The organism is Pseudomonas sp. ABFPK, from assembly GCF_001586765.1.
Taxonomy (GTDB): Bacteria; Pseudomonadota; Gammaproteobacteria; order Pseudomonadales; family Pseudomonadaceae; genus Aquipseudomonas; species Aquipseudomonas asiatica.
Window position 1 is genome coordinate 73,592 of record NZ_LQXW01000034.1, and the last position, 15,503, is coordinate 89,094.

The 15,503-nt window shown below is 61.8% G+C and carries 10 protein-coding genes and 2 pseudogenes; all 12 read right to left on the reverse strand.

What is annotated here, in order from left to right; translation table 11 throughout:
* Window positions 1-106 precede the first annotated feature (106 nt).
* The 12 genes and pseudogenes from WM94_RS19550 to WM94_RS19605 all read right to left on the reverse strand — a co-directional run bounded on the left by WM94_RS19550 (window position 107) and on the right by WM94_RS19605 (window position 15,444).
* The gene (locus WM94_RS19550) at window positions 107-1,186 is read right to left on the reverse strand and encodes a polyamine ABC transporter substrate-binding protein (protein WP_061551935.1); all 1,080 of its coding nucleotides are present in this window, start codon (window positions 1,184-1,186) and stop codon (window positions 107-109) included.
* Between the two features lie 52 nt (window positions 1,187-1,238).
* Window positions 1,239-1,580, reverse strand: coding sequence for a cupin domain-containing protein (locus WM94_RS19555; RefSeq protein ID WP_061551936.1), 342 nt, complete (start codon window positions 1,578-1,580; stop codon window positions 1,239-1,241).
* 34 nt (window positions 1,581-1,614) lie between these two features.
* On the reverse strand, window positions 1,615-3,021 hold the full coding sequence (locus tag WM94_RS19560) for an FAD-binding oxidoreductase (protein ID WP_061551937.1): 1,407 nt from the start codon (window positions 3,019-3,021) through the stop codon (window positions 1,615-1,617).
* A 64-nt stretch (window positions 3,022-3,085) separates the two neighbouring features.
* Complete coding sequence (locus tag WM94_RS19565; protein WP_061551938.1) at window positions 3,086-3,895, reverse strand: nuclear transport factor 2 family protein; 810 nt, start codon at window positions 3,893-3,895, stop codon at window positions 3,086-3,088.
* A gap of 313 nt (window positions 3,896-4,208) precedes the next feature.
* Window positions 4,209-4,496 (reverse strand): annotated as a pseudogene (locus WM94_RS19570) (hypothetical protein); the annotation flags it as partial.
* Between the two features lie 143 nt (window positions 4,497-4,639).
* Window positions 4,640-5,194, reverse strand: coding sequence for a hypothetical protein (locus tag WM94_RS19575; RefSeq protein WP_256207028.1), 555 nt, complete (start codon window positions 5,192-5,194; stop codon window positions 4,640-4,642).
* Window positions 5,187-9,382: pseudogene (locus tag WM94_RS30505) on the reverse strand (RHS repeat-associated core domain-containing protein). Before WM94_RS30505 ends, WM94_RS19575 begins: the two are co-directional and overlap by 8 nt.
* 466 nt (window positions 9,383-9,848) lie before the next feature.
* Window positions 9,849-10,817 carry a peptide ABC transporter ATP-binding protein gene (locus WM94_RS19585; RefSeq protein WP_024086321.1) on the reverse strand — a complete coding sequence of 323 codons (969 nt, stop codon included), beginning with the start codon at window positions 10,815-10,817 and terminating at the stop codon, window positions 9,849-9,851.
* Window positions 10,817-11,785, reverse strand: a complete 969-nt coding sequence (locus WM94_RS19590) for an ABC transporter ATP-binding protein (RefSeq protein WP_054573153.1) — start codon at window positions 11,783-11,785, stop codon at window positions 10,817-10,819. Before WM94_RS19590 ends, WM94_RS19585 begins: the two co-directional genes overlap by 1 nt.
* Before the next feature lie 10 nt (window positions 11,786-11,795).
* Window positions 11,796-12,722, reverse strand: coding sequence for an ABC transporter permease subunit (locus WM94_RS19595; RefSeq protein ID WP_025337799.1), 927 nt, complete (start codon window positions 12,720-12,722; stop codon window positions 11,796-11,798).
* Between the two features lie 10 nt (window positions 12,723-12,732).
* Entirely contained in the window at window positions 12,733-13,743 is a 1,011-nt protein-coding gene (locus WM94_RS19600) for an ABC transporter permease subunit (protein ID WP_012316108.1), read from the reverse strand.
* A 90-nt stretch (window positions 13,744-13,833) separates the two neighbouring features.
* Window positions 13,834-15,444, reverse strand: coding sequence for an ABC transporter substrate-binding protein (locus WM94_RS19605; RefSeq protein ID WP_177342418.1), 1,611 nt, complete (start codon window positions 15,442-15,444; stop codon window positions 13,834-13,836).
* Between the last annotated feature and the right edge of the window lie 59 nt (window positions 15,445-15,503).

Below are 15,503 nucleotides of genomic sequence, written 5' to 3' on the forward strand. Positions count from 1 at the left end.
TGCTCCTGACCCTTGTGGGAGCGGGTTTACCCGCGAATGCGTCGGTAAACTCAACATCGCATTCGCGGGTGAACCCGCTCCCACAGGGACCGTGTTAAGGCCGAAATCAATTCCCGGCCTTGATACTGGTCCAGATCCGCGTTCGAATACGGTCGATCTTGGCCGGCATCGCCTCCAGCGCATACAGCTTGCCCATTACTTCCTCGCTCGGGTAAATCATCGTATTACCCTTCATCGCCGGATCCACCAGCCCGTCCGCCTTGAGGTTGCCGTTGGCGTACTGCACATGGTTGCTGATGTTGGCCATCACCTCCGGCTGCAGCAGGTAGTTCATGTAGGCATACCCGGCCTTCTCATCCGGTGCATCGGCCGGTATGGCAACCATGTCGAACCACATCGGCGCGCCTTCCCTGGGGATCGAGTAGCCCACCTTCACCCCGTTCTTCGCCTCCTCGGCGCGGTTCTTCGCTTGCAGTACATCCCCCGAGAAGCCCACCACCACGCAGATGTCGCCATTGGCCAGGTCGCCGGTGTACTTCGAGGAGTGGAAGTAGCTGATATACGGTCGCACCTGCATCAGCAGCGCCTTGGCCTTGTCATAGTCCGCCGGGTCCTGGCTGTGGTGCGGCAGGCCCAGGTAGTGCAGGGCGATCGGTAACAGTTCAGGGCCGTTGTCCAACACCGCGACGCCGCAGCTTTTCAGCTTGCTCATGTACTCGGGCTTGAAGATCAGGTCCCAGGAGTCCACCGGGGCATTGTCGCCCAGCACTGCCTTGACCTTGTCGATGTTGTAGCCGATGCCGGTGCTGCCCCACAGGTATGGGAAACCGTACTGGTTACCCGGGTCGTTCACTTCGAGCGCCTTGAGCAGCACCGGGTTGAGGTTGTGCCAGTTGGGCAATTGCGACTTGTCCAGGCGCTTGAGGGCCTTGCCCTGGATTTGCCGGGCCATGAAATGGTTGGACGGAAACACCACGTCGTAGCCGGAGTTGCCGGTCATCAGCTTGCCGTCGAGGGTTTCGTTGCTGTCGTAAACGTCGTAGGTGGGCACGATACCGCTGGCTTGCTGGAAGTTCTTCAGTGTGTCGGGGGCAACGTAGCTGGACCAGTTGTAGATCTTCACCGTTTCGGCGGCGCCGGCCACGCTGGCGGCCAGCATCAGGGGGGCGAGAAGGAGCGTGCGCATGTCGGGGTTACCTTGCTTTGTGTGTTGTTATCGAAGGCAGGCGATCAGCGGATCAGAAGACAAGAACGTAGGTCTTGCGCACGGTCTCCTGGATGTCCCAGGTGCCCGTGCTGTTGGCCGGTAGCATCAGTGCGTCTCCGGCTTCTATGAGCAGGGGCTCGCCACCGTCGGGAGTGAAGGTGCAGCGGCCCTTGATGAAATGGCAGAACTCCTGCTGCACGATCTGCCGCCGCCAGCGCCCGGGGGTGCACTCCCAGATGCCGGTTTCGACGCCGTCGCTGCGTTCCACGCAGGTGACCGAAGTCACTGCAACGGGGTCGCCAAGCGGCACCGCGACCGGGTTGGAGCTGTCGAGCACGGCGCTGTCGGTGTTCTTGAAATGGGTGATGCTCATGACCGGTAAATCCTGTGTCAGTGAGGGGGAAAAATCAGCGCATGAAGCCTTCCATGAAGTCCGCAAGATTGCTGGCAAGGCGCCGCCTCCAGGGCGCACTGGCGGGGTTGGCGAGGGTCCGGTCCTCGTGGACGAAGCTCTGGATGATCGCGTTGTAGCCCAGCCATCGGCAGGGCTCGGGTGGCCAGCTGGCCAGGCTTGAAAGCGGGCGGTTGTCGAGCACCCAGGGTTGCGCGGTCAGTTCGTTGTGCTGGTTGAGGATCAGCGCAGCCAGGGTGCGCCCGCCCAGGTTGGTGGCGCCGACGCCTTCGCCGCCGTAGCCGCCCGCCAGGGCGATGCCGCGTTGACGGTCGCAGAGCATGTGCGGGCGGAAGCGCCGCGCCATGCCCAGGTTGCCGCCCCAGGAATGGGTGATGCGTGCGTGCTTCAACTGTGGGAACAACTCGCTGAACAGGTAGCGGCGCAGCTCGATTTCCTGTTCGTCGAGGTTGAAGTTTTCGCGCAGGCGGCCACCGAAGCGGTAGCCGCCACGGGCGCCGAATACCAGGCGGTCGTCGGCGGTACGCTGGCCGTAAGTGACCTGCCGGCTGCTCTCGCTGAAGGCCTGGCCCTGGTTCAGGCCGATCTGTTCCCAGGTGGCCTCCGGTAGTGGTTCGGTGGCCACCAGCAGGCTCTGTACCGGCAACTGATGTCTGCCCAGCGGCGGCAGGCTGACGGCGTAGCCCTCCACGGCGGGTACCGTCCATTGGCAACGGATGCGCGCCAACGGGGTACTCACCTCACCGGGGTGCCAGTCGAGGGCGGGTGTGTTTTCGTAGATTGTCACGCCAAGCGCTTCTACCGCCCGGGCCAGGCCACGCGCCAGCTTGGCGGGCTGGATGGTTGCGGTGTGCGGGCTGTAGATGGCGCCATAGGCGTTGCTGACCCGCAACTGGGCGTCAAGCTGTTCGGGGCGCAGCCAGCGGTAGTCGTCCTCGGTCATGCCTTGGCGATAAAGGTCGTCGAGGTAGGCGCGCAGGCTGCGCTCCTGTTCCGGGTAGCGCGCGGCGCAGTACAGCACGCCGCCTTTGCGGTAGTCGCAGTCGATGCTCTCGCGATGCAGTACGCGGTGTACTTCATCGGGAATGCCATGCAGCAGGTCGATGCTGGCGCGGCGCTGTTGCGGTGACAGGGTGGCCAGCAGCCGGTCTTCGCCGAGCAGGTTGCCCATCAGCCAGCCGCCGTTGCGCCCCGAGGCGCCGAAGCCAGCGATGTTGGCGTCGATTACCGCGATGTTCAACTGTGGCGCCTGGCGCTTGAGGTAGTAGGCGGTCCACAGGCCGGTGTAGCCTGCGCCGATGATGCATACATCCGCGTCCAGGTCCTCGCGCAGGGCCGGGCGGGCGCACAACGGCTCGTCGAGCTGGTCCATCCACAGGCTGAGCGTGCGCAAGGGTTGCATCGGGTTCGGCTCCACATCCGTCAAGGTCTGTGGGCGATCCTAGTGGTGTCGGCGGGCGGCTGTCCTACGTGCGTGCACGCAGGGAAATTTGCTTCAGGTACGCCTTGGGCGTAAGCCCGGTGTGTTCGCGGAAACACTTGTAGAACGCCGACAACGAGTTGAAACCGGCATTGAACGCCAGTTCGTCGATCGTGGCCTCGATGCTGTCGTCGTCGAGGCTGGCCATCAGGTGCTGCAGGCGGGCCTGGTTGACGTAGCGGTAGAAGCTTTGCCCGAGCACCTGGTTGAGCAGGTAGGAGATCTGGTTGCGGCTGTAGCCGCTGGCGTCGGCCACCTGCTGCAGGTCCAGTTCCGGGTCCAGGTAGGGGCGCTGGCGCTGGAAGTAGTGTTCCAGGTCCTGGGCCATGGTCGACAACTGCCTCGGCGACAGGCCCAGGCGGCTGGTGGCCGGGCGTGGGCCACTGCTGGCGTGGCCGCTGCCGTTGCGGCGGACCAGCGTGGCATATTCGTTGACCTGCCAGATCAGGCCGTCCTTGACGGTAATCGCCTCGCTGGACTGGAACGCCACCAGGCCATCGCCGCCCTGCACCGTGACCTGGTACTGGATGAACGCGGTACAGCCATCGACGCGGATGCGGTCGCTGTGCACGATATCTTCGCCAGCTTCATGGGGCAGGCAGGCGCGCACGTAGTCGCGCAGTTCCTGGTAGCCGAGCACGCGGTTCTGGAAGAAGTCGTGGTACTGAATGTCGGGGTGGTAGAGCGCCATGATGCCGTCGAGGTCGCGGTGCTTCCAGCACAGGTGGTAGCGCAGCACGGTGTCGGCGGTGAGCGGGGTCTGCTCGGGGCTGTCGCGGAGGGTGGTGGCGGTCATGAGCCTGATAGTGCATTGCAGAACACCCAGCTGCAAGGGGGCGGATCCGGCATATTGCACGGTTCTGCCAAGCGGTCTGGGGCGTAAGTCGTTGATTTTGTTGAGACTGATTTTTTGAAAGGGATGGCATGGCGAGTGCACCGGTCTGTTCAACATCGAACAAGGAGAAAGGCCATGCGCTCGATACTGCTCTGGATGATTGGGGTGCCGATTCCGGTGATTATCCTGATCTGGTTCTTCATGCATTGAAATTGTGGGGCCGCTTTGCGGCCCATCGCGACACCAGGCCGCTCCTACAGAAGATTGCGGTCCCTTGGTCGTTCACCACGCGCTTGATGTCGGTCAGGCGGCCCAGCGGGTGGTCGTAGTGCAGGTGCACGCGGGTACCGCCGGTGGCGCTGATGTCGGTCAGCGTACCGTCAGGCGTGCGGGTGAAATGCAGGAAGTGACCGAGAACGTTCTCGATGCGTTGCAGCGGCACTTCGGTGTTGGTGTCTGGCACTTCGCCGAAGTAGAAGAACAGGTTGTCCCGCGTTTGCAGGATGTAGTGGCCGCCCTCGGTGCACACCAGATACACCTGCTCGTGCGGGTTGCGCTGGCCGTATTTGCCCTAAAAATATTTGGCTCCGCCAGCACTTTGGCAGAGCCAGTCCATTTTAACTGTTAAAGATTACGCCATCAAAGTCGTACAACAAAAAATTTACGCAGAAAATAACTCTCGGGAAAACTCGACGGCACAGGCATCTAATCCTTAAACTGCACCCCGCGGACCAAGCCATTCTCAAAAACAGACTTGACGCGAGCAGTCACCACAATCGTAGGGCTGTCCTCTTCAGCCCTAACGACATCACTAGAAAGCACCGCCTCATTATCCAAAACTATCTTGCTGAACCACCTCGGACCATATGGCATATAGCTAAGTAACGGCTCACTAACAGATTCTTTCAAGTTAAAGGATGGTGATTTACCTATAATATTGAATATCTTGTAACCAGTATAGGAAGCCTCACCTATCAGTAGATCCGCATCCACAAACTGAACACCAGAAATACTTTCTTTCCTCATTAGTTCGTAGAGTCGCGGCGAAATCAAATTGGGCCCGTCACTGAAAAAAAAATCATAGCTAAGGAGCTTGGAAGTACTGACCCTTTTCGATCCCTCGAAACAGACTTTTATATCCTTGCTTACAACCACGCACTCTTTGAAAATCCCAGAATCCTCACCAGACAACATCTTTGTCTTCAGCCAATAACTTTCAGGATAGTCATCTGAAATAGAAAGTATAAAATTTTTAGCCACAAGTCGCTCCCCGAACAGAGTTTTTATTCAGCATCGTTTTACCTGCACGCAGACCTTTTCTCTCATCAAGCATGACTCCGTGAATAGCCTTCTGGTAGTCCGCTTTGGTCCAGCCATTTTTCTTGCCGTATTCGTGAATAATATCCAGTTTCTTCTCTACGGCCGAATTATATTGCGCGTGAGAGCCACGATGCACCGTTCGCACCGGATGGTTCTCCTCATACTTAGGCAGATAAATAATATTGGGCAGCTTATGAATATTCACCTCACCCGCCTGCATGGCCGCATGATTAGATAGCTGCTGCGGGATAATATGATGCTTCTGGAAACCATCTATCGCAGGCATCGTGTTATAAGTAATCCATCCCAAAGGATCCAGCCAGCTAACAGGGTTCGGCGCATATTGATATAAGTTTATTCCGCCTAACAAGCCTATTGGGTCATGCGATATATATTTACCGACCTCCGAATCATAGTAGCGGAACGTGTTGTAGTGCAGTCCCGTTTCGCTATCAAAGTACTGACCTTGGAAACGCAGACTCTGCTCGATCTCATTGATGGGCAGACTCTCTATTGCACCCCACGAGCGATACGTCGCCTGCCAGACGATCTTACCGTCACTGTCCGTGACCTCAAGCGGCGTACCAATCTGGTCAGTATGGAAGTAATAGACCTTCTGCTCTTCCCCTTCCGCCTGATCGACCCGCGCCAACGGCGCATAGCTGCCCGGCTCATACAGGTACAGGATGCTCTGCCCCGGCGTCTCCTCCCGCAGCATTCTCAGCCCTTGCCAGAGGAAGCGCTTCTGCTCGACCTGCCCATTGATCTCAGCCAGCTTGGCCACCCGCCGCCCCAGGCTGTCATAACGGTAGTGCCCGGCACTCTCCAGCTTGCCATTGACCCATGTCTCCGCCCGCACCAGCCGGTTTTCACCGTCATAACCGAAGCGCTGCAACCGGTTGCCATATTCCGAGCATTTTTCGATCAGATTGCCCCACGGATCGTAGCGGTACTCCTGATCCCGCCACTGTTTGATCCGGTTGTCCTTGACCTTGTCGAACTGCCGCGCATTGAAGTCCAGCCGGTTGGCCGCCGCGTCGTAGCGGAACTCCTCGCTGCCCACGAGCGAGCCGGTATCACGGCGGCGCAACTGCCCGTTAGCTTCGTATTCGTACTTGATCTCGCCACGCAGCTTGTCCAGCGTGCGCACCAGTTCACCCGCCGGGTCGTACTGATAGCGACGGTGGATCGGGTTATACGCATGCTCCACCAGCAACGAGGTATTGATCCCGGTGTTGTGCACCTGCGAGAGCTTGTCGGCCGGCAAAGTCGAGGCAAACTGCCAGGCCTTGCGCCCCATCGCGTCATAACCGAAGCAGCTGGTGAGCTTGCCCTGGGTCCGGTACACCTCGCGGTGCAGGTCGTCGCGCTCCATATCGCTGATCACCTGACCGTCCAGGTTCAGCTGGTGCAGGTGCCCGCTGCCGTAGTACAGGTGGTTGACCTTGCGACCATCCGGCAGGGTCAGCGTGGTCAGGTTGCCGAGCGGATCGTACTCGTAGCCGAGCGTGCCGTCGGGGGTGATTTCTTTGGTCAGCCGCCCCAGCAGATCGTAGGTGTACTCCAGCTTTTCTTCGCTGATCCCAAGCTGCTTGCCGATCCCGGTCGGTTGCCGCTCGATGCTCAGCAACCGGTCGCCGTCGTCGTACACGAATGTCTGGCGCGCATCACGGTTGATCTTGGCGACCAACCGGCCATGGTGTCACGCTCGAACAGCGTATGACGCTCCGGCCGCTCGGCATTTTCGCCATAGCCAATCTCATCCAGCCGGGTCAGATGGCCGCCGAGGTTGTAGCTGAAACGCCGGGTCAGGTTATCGATCCGCACCTCTTCAATCAGCCGATCCGAGGCGTCGTAGGCAAAGCGGTACGTGGCGTTGTTCTCGTTCACCAACCCGGTCAGGCGCCAAGCCTTGTCGTACTCGTAACGAACCACACCTCCTTTCGGGTCCCGGCGGTTACTCGGCAAACCACGGGAAGTGCGTAGCAGGCGGGTGATCTGGCCTTTGCCATCGGTGTGGTCGAGCACCTGACCAAGGTCGTTGTAGGTGAAAGTTTCCGCCGTGCCGTCGGGATGGCTGATGCGCAGCACCTCACCGTCGGGCTTGCGCTCCAGCGTGGTGGTCTGGTTCAGCGCATCGGTTACCGCGACGAGGTGCTGGCGTTCGTCGTAGCGGTACCAGGTGTTCTTGCCCGAACAATCCTGGTAACGCTCGACCTGGGCCAAGGTGTTCCACCACAGGTACTTGGACTTGTAGGTCGCGTCGATGATGGTGTGCGGCAGGCCGTCGTCGCTGTTCAGGTATTCGGTCATTTGACCCAGGGCATCGAATTCGGCGAGCAGGTTGCCCTTGGCGTCGTAGCGCGCACGCCAGGTGCTGCCATCCGGGTAACTGACCTGGGTCACCAGCGTGGTCAGGTGGTGATATTCGTAGGTGGTCTTGCGGCCCTGCGGGTCGGTTTCTTCGAGCAGACGGGAGAATTCGTCGTACTTGAATTGCAGGCGGTTACCGTCCGCCAAGGTCAGGTCGACCATGTTGCCATTGTCGTCCAGCTCGGTGGCGTAGCGTTCGCCGCCGTAGTCGCGGCTGGCGATCACCCGGTGGTCGGGGTTGTACTGCACTTCCAGCTCGCGGCCGAGCACGTCGGTGGCCCAGCTGGTGCGGGCATCGAGGTCGTAGCGGAAGTGGAAGCGTTCGCCATCGGTGGTCCAGTGCTCGACCACCCGCGGCTGGCCGCCGAGGGTTTCCCAGCGGTAATGGCAGCCCAGGCCCAGCGCGTTGCTGTGGGTCACCATCAGGCCTTCGGCGTAGCTGAAACTGCGCACGGTGTGGCCGTTGCGGTTGATCACCGCGCTCAGCTGGCCGTGTTCATCGTAGCGGTACTGGGTGAGCGTTTCGACCGCCTGGTCGTTCACCACGCGTTTGATGTCGGTCAGGCGGCCCAGCGGGTGGTCGTAGTGCAGGTGCACGCGGGTACCGCCGGTGGCGCTGATGTCGGTCAGCGTACCGTCAGGCGTGCGGGTGAAATGCAGGAAGTGACCGAGAACGTTCTCGATGCGCTGCAGCGGCACTTCGGTGTTGGTGTCTGGCACTTCGCCGAAGTAGAAGAACAGGTTGTCCCGCGTTTGCAGGATGTAGTGGCCGCCCTCGGTGCATACCAGGTACACCTGCTCGTGCGGGTTGTAGATCCGTTCGCCCGGTTGCAGGGTCACGAACGGAACTTTGCGGCCTTGGTTGTCGGTGAGGTAAATGAATGAGCCCCGCCGACGCAGGCTTTGCTCCCAGGGCAGCACCCAGCCGCGCCCGAGCACGCTGTCGACGGTAAGGTCGCTGGCGTAGAAACGTGACCACTCGATCGGCATCAAGCCCGGGAGGCTGAAGTCAATTTCATCGGGGATCAGTTTGCGACCGGTGGTGAGGTCGACCGGGTTGCCAACCAGTCCACCCAACACCCTGCGTGCCACAGGCTCGACCATGTAGCGGGCGGCCACTTCGCCAGCAATGAAGCCGGCCGTGAATTTCAGGGCACAAGGTAGGGCGGCCTTCATACCGGCCTGGGTACCCATCTTGAGCACATTCGCAAGGCCACTGGCTGCGCCAGCAATCGCCATCAGCACATCCACGGTGGTGCGCAGCCACTCCGGGACTTCGTCATCCACGGGCAGGTAGCGGTAAGTGCCACCGCCGATGAAGACGTTGTTCGAACCCCCGGAAATGGTCGCGCCGCAGGTCAGCTTGTCGCCCTTGCGCGCCGCCGCGACGCCATTGATGAAGACATTGGTCGAGCCTTCGGCGATCTGCACCGGGCCCGGGTGCTTGTCGCAGGCGCCGATGCTTTTTTCGACGCGGGCGGCCTTGCGGCTGTTGATGAACACGTTGGGTGAGGCAGTCGTTATCGTCCCTGAGGGGGATGAGAACAGACTGCCCAGTGCCTCGCCGGCAGCGGTCAGCAAGCTGCCCCCGAGACCTGCCGCGATGCCGGCCAGCAAAGCCACGCCTAACCCGCAGGTGAAGGTGGCGATGGCCACCGTGGCCACCAGTGCGATACCCAGGGCAGCGCCCAGCAGGAAGCCGCCCAATGCGCCGGTATGTGATATTTCGTCGCCGAACCTGGCCGCTTCGAACATGAGAGGTTACTCCTGTTCGCCAAATACGGGACAACGTGCGACCCGGCCGAGCGGATCCATGATCATGGGCAGCTCCCTGAAATGCACGGTAAATATTCAATCCAGTTGCCGTGTAATCTTCCGTGAAAGGTGCCAAGTAAATAGACCCGTGCGCCGCTCTGTCAACGATGCGAAAGCCAAGTACGACAAGGGCTATGCCCGGTTTGGCGTAGTGTCATAAAGCCATGCCTCAGGAGTGTTCCGGGCTGTAGGGCGGGGAGGGGCTTTATGCCCGAAGTCTGTATTTTCTTGAACTTCAGAGGCGTCTGTCAGAAAAGTCGTAGCTGCTGGAGCAGTTGCACACCGCTCAGTAACGCATCATTCCTTATCAGCGTTTCGATGAAGGGGACCGAAGCCCGTAGCAGTTCAACACCACCCCGGCAGCCTCATCGGCTTTCTCGTCCCCTTCGCGTATCACCTCACAAGATTAGAGAAATTGCTCGGCATAGTGACAAGCCACCTGCCGGGTACTCACCTGCCGCAACGCTGGCACCTCCTTGGCACACCGCTCGGTCGCATACGGGCAGCGCTTGTGAAACGCACACCCATCCGGCGGGTTCAGCGGGTTGGGCAACTCCCCGGCAATGCGGATCTTCGGCTTCAAAGGGTCCGGGTGAATCGCCGGCGTCGCCGACAGCAGCGCCTGGGTATACGGGTGCAACGGCCTTTCGTAGATATCTTCTTTGGGCCCCATCTCCGCCGGTCGGCCGAGGTACATCACCAGCACCTGATCGGCCACATGCCGCACCACCGCCAGGTTGTGCGAGATGAACACGTAGGCAGTGTTGAACTCCTTCTGCAAATCCATGAACAGGTTCAGCACCTGGGCCTGGATCGATACGTCCAGCGCCGAGGTCGGCTCGTCCGCCACCAGCACCTTGGGCTGCAGCATCATTGCCCGTGCCAGGGCAATACGTTGGCGCTGGCCACCGGAGAACATGTGCGGGTAACGCTGGTAATGCTCGGGGCGCAGCCCGACCTGTTCCATCATCTTCTGCACCTTTTCTCGCCGCTCGGCCTTGCTCAGCGAGGTGTTGATCAGCAGCGGCTCGGCCAGCTGGTCACCAATCTTCTGCCGTGGGTTGAGCGAGGCGTAGGGGCTCTGGAACACCATCTGCACGTCGCGGCGCAGTTGCTTGCGCTCGCTCTTGCTGGCGCCTTTCACTTCGGTGCCGGCAATTTGCAGCGAGCCGGACGACGGCTCTTCGATCAGAGTCAGGGCGCGGGCCAGGGTCGACTTGCCGCAGCCGGACTCGCCGACCACGGCCAGGGTCTTGCCGGCCTCCAGTTCGAACGACACGCCATTCAGCGCGCGGACCAGGGCGTGGCCCTTGAACAGCCCGCGGGAGACTTCGTAATGCCGGGTCAGCTCCCGGGCGGATAGAACGACGGCCATCACGCCACCTCCTGGTTCAGCGGGTAGAAGCAACGCACCAGGCCATGGGCCTGGGGATCGAGGGGCGGGCGCTGGCGCCGGCAGTTGTCCTGCACGTACGGGCAGCGCGGTGACAGCAGGCAACCCACGGGGCGGTCGTAGCGGCCGGGGACGATGCCGGGCAGGGTGGCCAGGCGTTCGGCACCAATGCTGTGCTCGGGGATCGCCGCCAGCAACGCTTCGCTGTAGGGGTGGGCGGGCACGTCGAACAGCTCCGGCACCTGGCCCACTTCCACGGCCTGGCCGGCGTACATCACGCACACCCGCCTGGCCGTTTCGGCGACCACGGCGAGGTCGTGGGTGATCAGGATGAGCGCCATGTTGCGCTCCTTCTGCAGGTTGACCAGCAGCTCCATGATCTGCGCCTGGATGGTCACGTCCAGCGCAGTGGTGGGTTCGTCGGCAATCAGCAGCTTGGGTTCGCCAGCAATCGCCATGGCAATCGCCACGCGCTGGCTCATGCCGCCGGACAGCTGGTGCGGGTAGGCGTCCAGGCGGCTTTCCGCAGCCGGGATCTCGACCTTCTTCAGCAGCTCCAGGGCACGCTGGCGCGCGGCCTTGCCCTTCAGGCCCAGATGCTGGCGCAGCACTTCCTCGATCTGGTAGCCCACGGTGTAGCTGGGGTTGAGCGCGGTCATCGGGTCCTGGAAAACCATGGCGATGTCCTTGCCCACCACTTTGCGTCGCTGGCGACCGCTGAGCTTGAGCATGTCGGTGCCGTCGAAGGTGAGCGAGTCGGCGGTGATGCGCCCGGGCGCGTCGATCAGGCCCATCAGGGCCATCATGGTCACGGACTTGCCCGAGCCGGATTCGCCGACGATGGCCAGGATCTCGCCGGCTTCCACCGTCAGGTCCAGGCCATCGACCACCGGTACCGCATTGGTGTCGCCGAAGCGCACGTTCAGGTTGTTGATCTGCAACAGTGACATGGCGTTCTCCTCAGGCGGCGTTCTTGAGTTTCGGGTCCAGCGCATCGCGCAGGCCGTCGCCCATCAGGTTGATTGCCAGCACACTGAGCAGAATGGTCAGGCCGGGCAGGCTCACCACCCACCAGGCGCGCTCGATGTAGTCACGGGCCGAAGCCAGCATGGTGCCCCACTCCGGGGTCGGCGGCTGTACGCCAAGGCCAAGGAAGCCCAGGGCGGCGGCGTCGAGGATGGCCGAGGAGAAGCTGAGGGTGGCCTGCACGATCAGCGGTGCCATGCAGTTGGGCAGCACGGTGACGAACATCAGCCGTGGCAGCCCGGCACCAGCCAGGCGTGCGGCGGTGACGTAGTCGCGGTTCAGCTCGCCCATCACGGCGGCGCGGGTCAGGCGCACGTAGGATGGCAACGACACGATGGCGATGGCGATCACGGTGTTGATCAGGCCTGGGCCGAGGATGGCGACGATGGCCACCGCCAGCAGCAGCGAGGGCAGGGCGAGCATCACGTCCATCAGGCGCATGATCGACGGGCCGAGCAGTTGCGGGAAGAAACCGGCCAGCAGGCCCAGCAGGATGCCAGGGATCAGCGACATCACCACCGACGACAGGCCGATCAGCAGCGAAAGCCGCGCGCCCTGGATCAGCCGCGAAAGCAGGTCGCGGCCCAGCTCGTCGGTGCCGAGGATGAACTGCCAGCTGCCACCTTCGAGCCACACCGGTGGGGTCAGCAGGAATTCGCGGTACTGCTCGCTCGGGTCGTGCGGGGCGACCCATGGCGCGAACAGCGCGCAGAACACCACCAGGCACATGAAGGCCAGGCCCATCACCGCACCTTTGTTGCGAGCGAAGGCTTGCCAGAATTCTTTGTATGGCGAGGGGTAGAGCAGGCTCTGGTCCACCGGGCTGACCGGTGTGACGGATTTCGGAATCGGGCTAGTCATGGCGAAGGCCTCAGCGCTGATGACGGATGCGTGGGTTGGCCAGGCCGTAGAGGATATCCACGACGAAGTTGACCAGGATCACCAGGCAGGCGATCAACAGGATGCCGTTCTGGACCACGGGGTAGTCACGGGCACCGATGGCTTCGATCAGCCACTTGCCGATGCCCGGCCAGGAAAAGATGGTTTCGGTCAGCACCGCACCGGCCAGCAATGTGCCGACCTGCAGGCCGAATACGGTCAGTACCGGGATCAGCGCGTTGCGCAGGCCGTGCACGAACACCACGCGGGCCGGCGACAGGCCTTTGGCGCGGGCGGTGCGGATGTAGTCCTCGCGCAGCACTTCGAGCATCGACGAGCGGGTCATGCGGGCAATCACCGCCAGCGGGATGGTGCCGAGCACGATGGCCGGCAGGATCAGGTGCATCACCGCGTCCTTGAACGCGCCTTCCTCGTCGCTTAGCAGGGTGTCGATGAGCATGAAGCCGGTCTTCGGCTCGATGTCGTAGAGCAGGTCGATGCGCCCGGACACCGGGGTCCAGCCCAGGCTTACCGAGAAGAACATGATCAGGATCAGGCCCCACCAGAAGATCGGCATCGAGTAACCGGCCAGGGAAATGCCCATTACCCCGTGGTCGAACAGCGATCCGCGCTTGAGCGCAGCGATCACCCCTGCCAGCAGGCCGACGATGCCTGCGAACAACAGGGCGGCAAAGGCCAGTTCCAGGGTGGCCGGGAACAGGGTGAGGAACTCGCTCCACACGCTCTCGCGGGTGCGCAGCGATTCACCGAGGTCACCCTGGGCCAGCTTGCCGACGTAGTCCAGGTACTGGACCGGCAGCGGCTTGTTCAGGCCCAGGCGCTCCATGGCCTGGGCATGCATTTCAGGGTCGACCCTGCGCTCGCCCATCATCACTTCCACCGGGTCGCCGGGGATCAGGCGTATGAGCGCGAAGGTCAGCAAGGTGATACCGAAAAAGGTCGGTATCAGCAGGCCAAGGCGCCGGGCAATAAAGCTCAACATTGTCTGGGTTACCTCATCAGGCCGTGCGGCTAGCAGCACGCTACGGGGTGCCGCCGGTCCCCGTGTGGGTTGCCGGCGGTCGTTGTTGTTCTACTTCACCTTGGTGGTGGCGAAGTTGTTGTTGGCCAGAGGGCTGATCACGTAGCCCTCCACGTTGTCACGCATGGCGGCGAACACCTTGGGGTGGGCCATGCTGATCCAGGGTTGGTCGTCATCGTACACCCTTAAAGCCTCGGCATAGACCCATCGGCGCTCATTGTCATCCGTCATCTGCCGTGCACGCGTGATGAGTTCCTGGAACTGCTGATTGCACCAGCGGGCGTAGTTCTCGCCGTTCTTGGCGGCCTCGCAGCTCAGCAGCGGGGTGAGGAAGTTGTCCGGGTCACCGTTGTCGCCTGCCCAGCCGGTGGAGACCAGGTCGGCTTCGCCGTTCTTGGCACGACGCAGCATTTCGGCCCACTCCATCACGCGGATATCCAGCTGCAGGCCGACCTGTTTCAGGTCGGCCTGCAGCATCTCGGCGGACAGGCGTGGGTTGGGGTTGGTCATGCCGCCGCCGTTGCGGGTGAACAGGGTGATCACGGTACCTTCCGGTACGCCAGCTTCCTTGAGCAGGGCGCGGGCCTTGGCCAGGTCCCGAGGCGGGTTCTGGTTGGTGGTGTTGTAACCGAGCATGGTCGGCGGGTATGGGTTCACGCCCACCAGCGCGTTGTCCTTGCCAAACAGCTGGTCGACGTGTGTCTGGCGGTCAAAGGCCATGTTGATGGCTTTGCGCACGCGCACATCGCTGAGGTACTTGTGCTGGGTGTTCATGGCGATATAGCCGGTAACCAGCGCTTCGGTCTCGGCGACCTTGAGCTTGGGGTCGGCCTTGATCGTCGGCACGTCCTCCGGTTTGGGGTATAGCGCCACCTGGCATTCGTTGGCGCGCAGCTTTTGCAGGCGCACGTTGCTGTCGGTGGCGATGGCGAATATCAGGGCGTCGGCCGGGGGCTTGCCGCGGAAGTAGTCCGGGTTGGGTTTGAAGCGGACCTGGGCGTCCTTGTTGTAACGCTGGAAGATGAACGGGCCGGTGCCGATCGGCTTGCTGTTCAGCTCGGCGGTCTTGCCGGCCTTGAGCAACTGGTCGCCGTATTCGGCGGAGTAGATCGAGGTGAAGCCCATGGCCATGTCCCGCAGGAACGGTGCTTCCGGGCGAGTGAGGGTGATCACCACGGTGTGGTCATCGGTCTTGTCCACCGACTTGAGCAGGCTTTTGAAGGACATGCTTTCGAAGTACGGGTAGCCGACGCTGGTCTTGTCGTGCCACGGGTGCGCCGGGTCGAGCTGACGGCGCAGGCTCCACAGCACGTCATCGGCATTGAATTCGCGAGTGGGCGTGAAGTAGTCGGTCTTGTGGAACTTCACCCCTTGGCGCAGGTGGAAGGTGTAGGTCAGGCCGTCCGGTGCGATGTCCCAGCGTTCGGCCAGGGCCGGCTGGACGTCGGTGGTGCCAGGCTTGAAGTCGACCAGGCGGTTGAACAGCGCTTCGGAGGTGGCATCGAAGGTGACCCCCGTAGTGTACTGGACAACGTCGAACCCTTCCGGGCTGGCCTCGGTGCACACTACCAGCGGCTTGGCCGCCAGCTGCGTGGCGCTGCCCAGTACCAGCGCTGCCAGGGCGAGGCGTAGCGGTAGCGATTTCATGAAAGCTCTCTGCATGGGTGGACTCCCTGCTTGCATTGATTCCAGCGTAGCCGCCACGGCCCGCAGCGAAGCAG

What these genes read in the sequence shown, in the direction of transcription:
- WM94_RS19550 (WP_061551935.1), bottom strand. Translation starts at nt 1,186, where the DNA reads ATGCGCACGCTCCTTCTCGCCCCCCTGATGCTGGCCGCCAGCGTGGCC.
- WM94_RS19555 (WP_061551936.1), bottom strand. Translation starts at nt 1,580, where the DNA reads ATGAGCATCACCCATTTCAAGAACACCGACAGCGCCGTGCTCGACAGC.
- WM94_RS19560 (WP_061551937.1), bottom strand. Translation starts at nt 3,021, where the DNA reads ATGCAACCCTTGCGCACGCTCAGCCTGTGGATGGACCAGCTCGACGAG.
- WM94_RS19565 (WP_061551938.1), bottom strand. Translation starts at nt 3,895, where the DNA reads ATGACCGCCACCACCCTCCGCGACAGCCCCGAGCAGACCCCGCTCACC.
- WM94_RS19585 (WP_024086321.1), bottom strand. Translation starts at nt 10,817, where the DNA reads ATGGCCGTCGTTCTATCCGCCCGGGAGCTGACCCGGCATTACGAAGTC.
- WM94_RS19590 (WP_054573153.1), bottom strand. Translation starts at nt 11,785, where the DNA reads ATGTCACTGTTGCAGATCAACAACCTGAACGTGCGCTTCGGCGACACC.
- WM94_RS19595 (WP_025337799.1), bottom strand. Translation starts at nt 12,722, where the DNA reads ATGACTAGCCCGATTCCGAAATCCGTCACACCGGTCAGCCCGGTGGAC.
- WM94_RS19600 (WP_012316108.1), bottom strand. Translation starts at nt 13,743, where the DNA reads ATGTTGAGCTTTATTGCCCGGCGCCTTGGCCTGCTGATACCGACCTTT.
- WM94_RS19605 (WP_177342418.1), bottom strand. Translation starts at nt 15,444, where the DNA reads ATGCAGAGAGCTTTCATGAAATCGCTACCGCTACGCCTCGCCCTGGCA.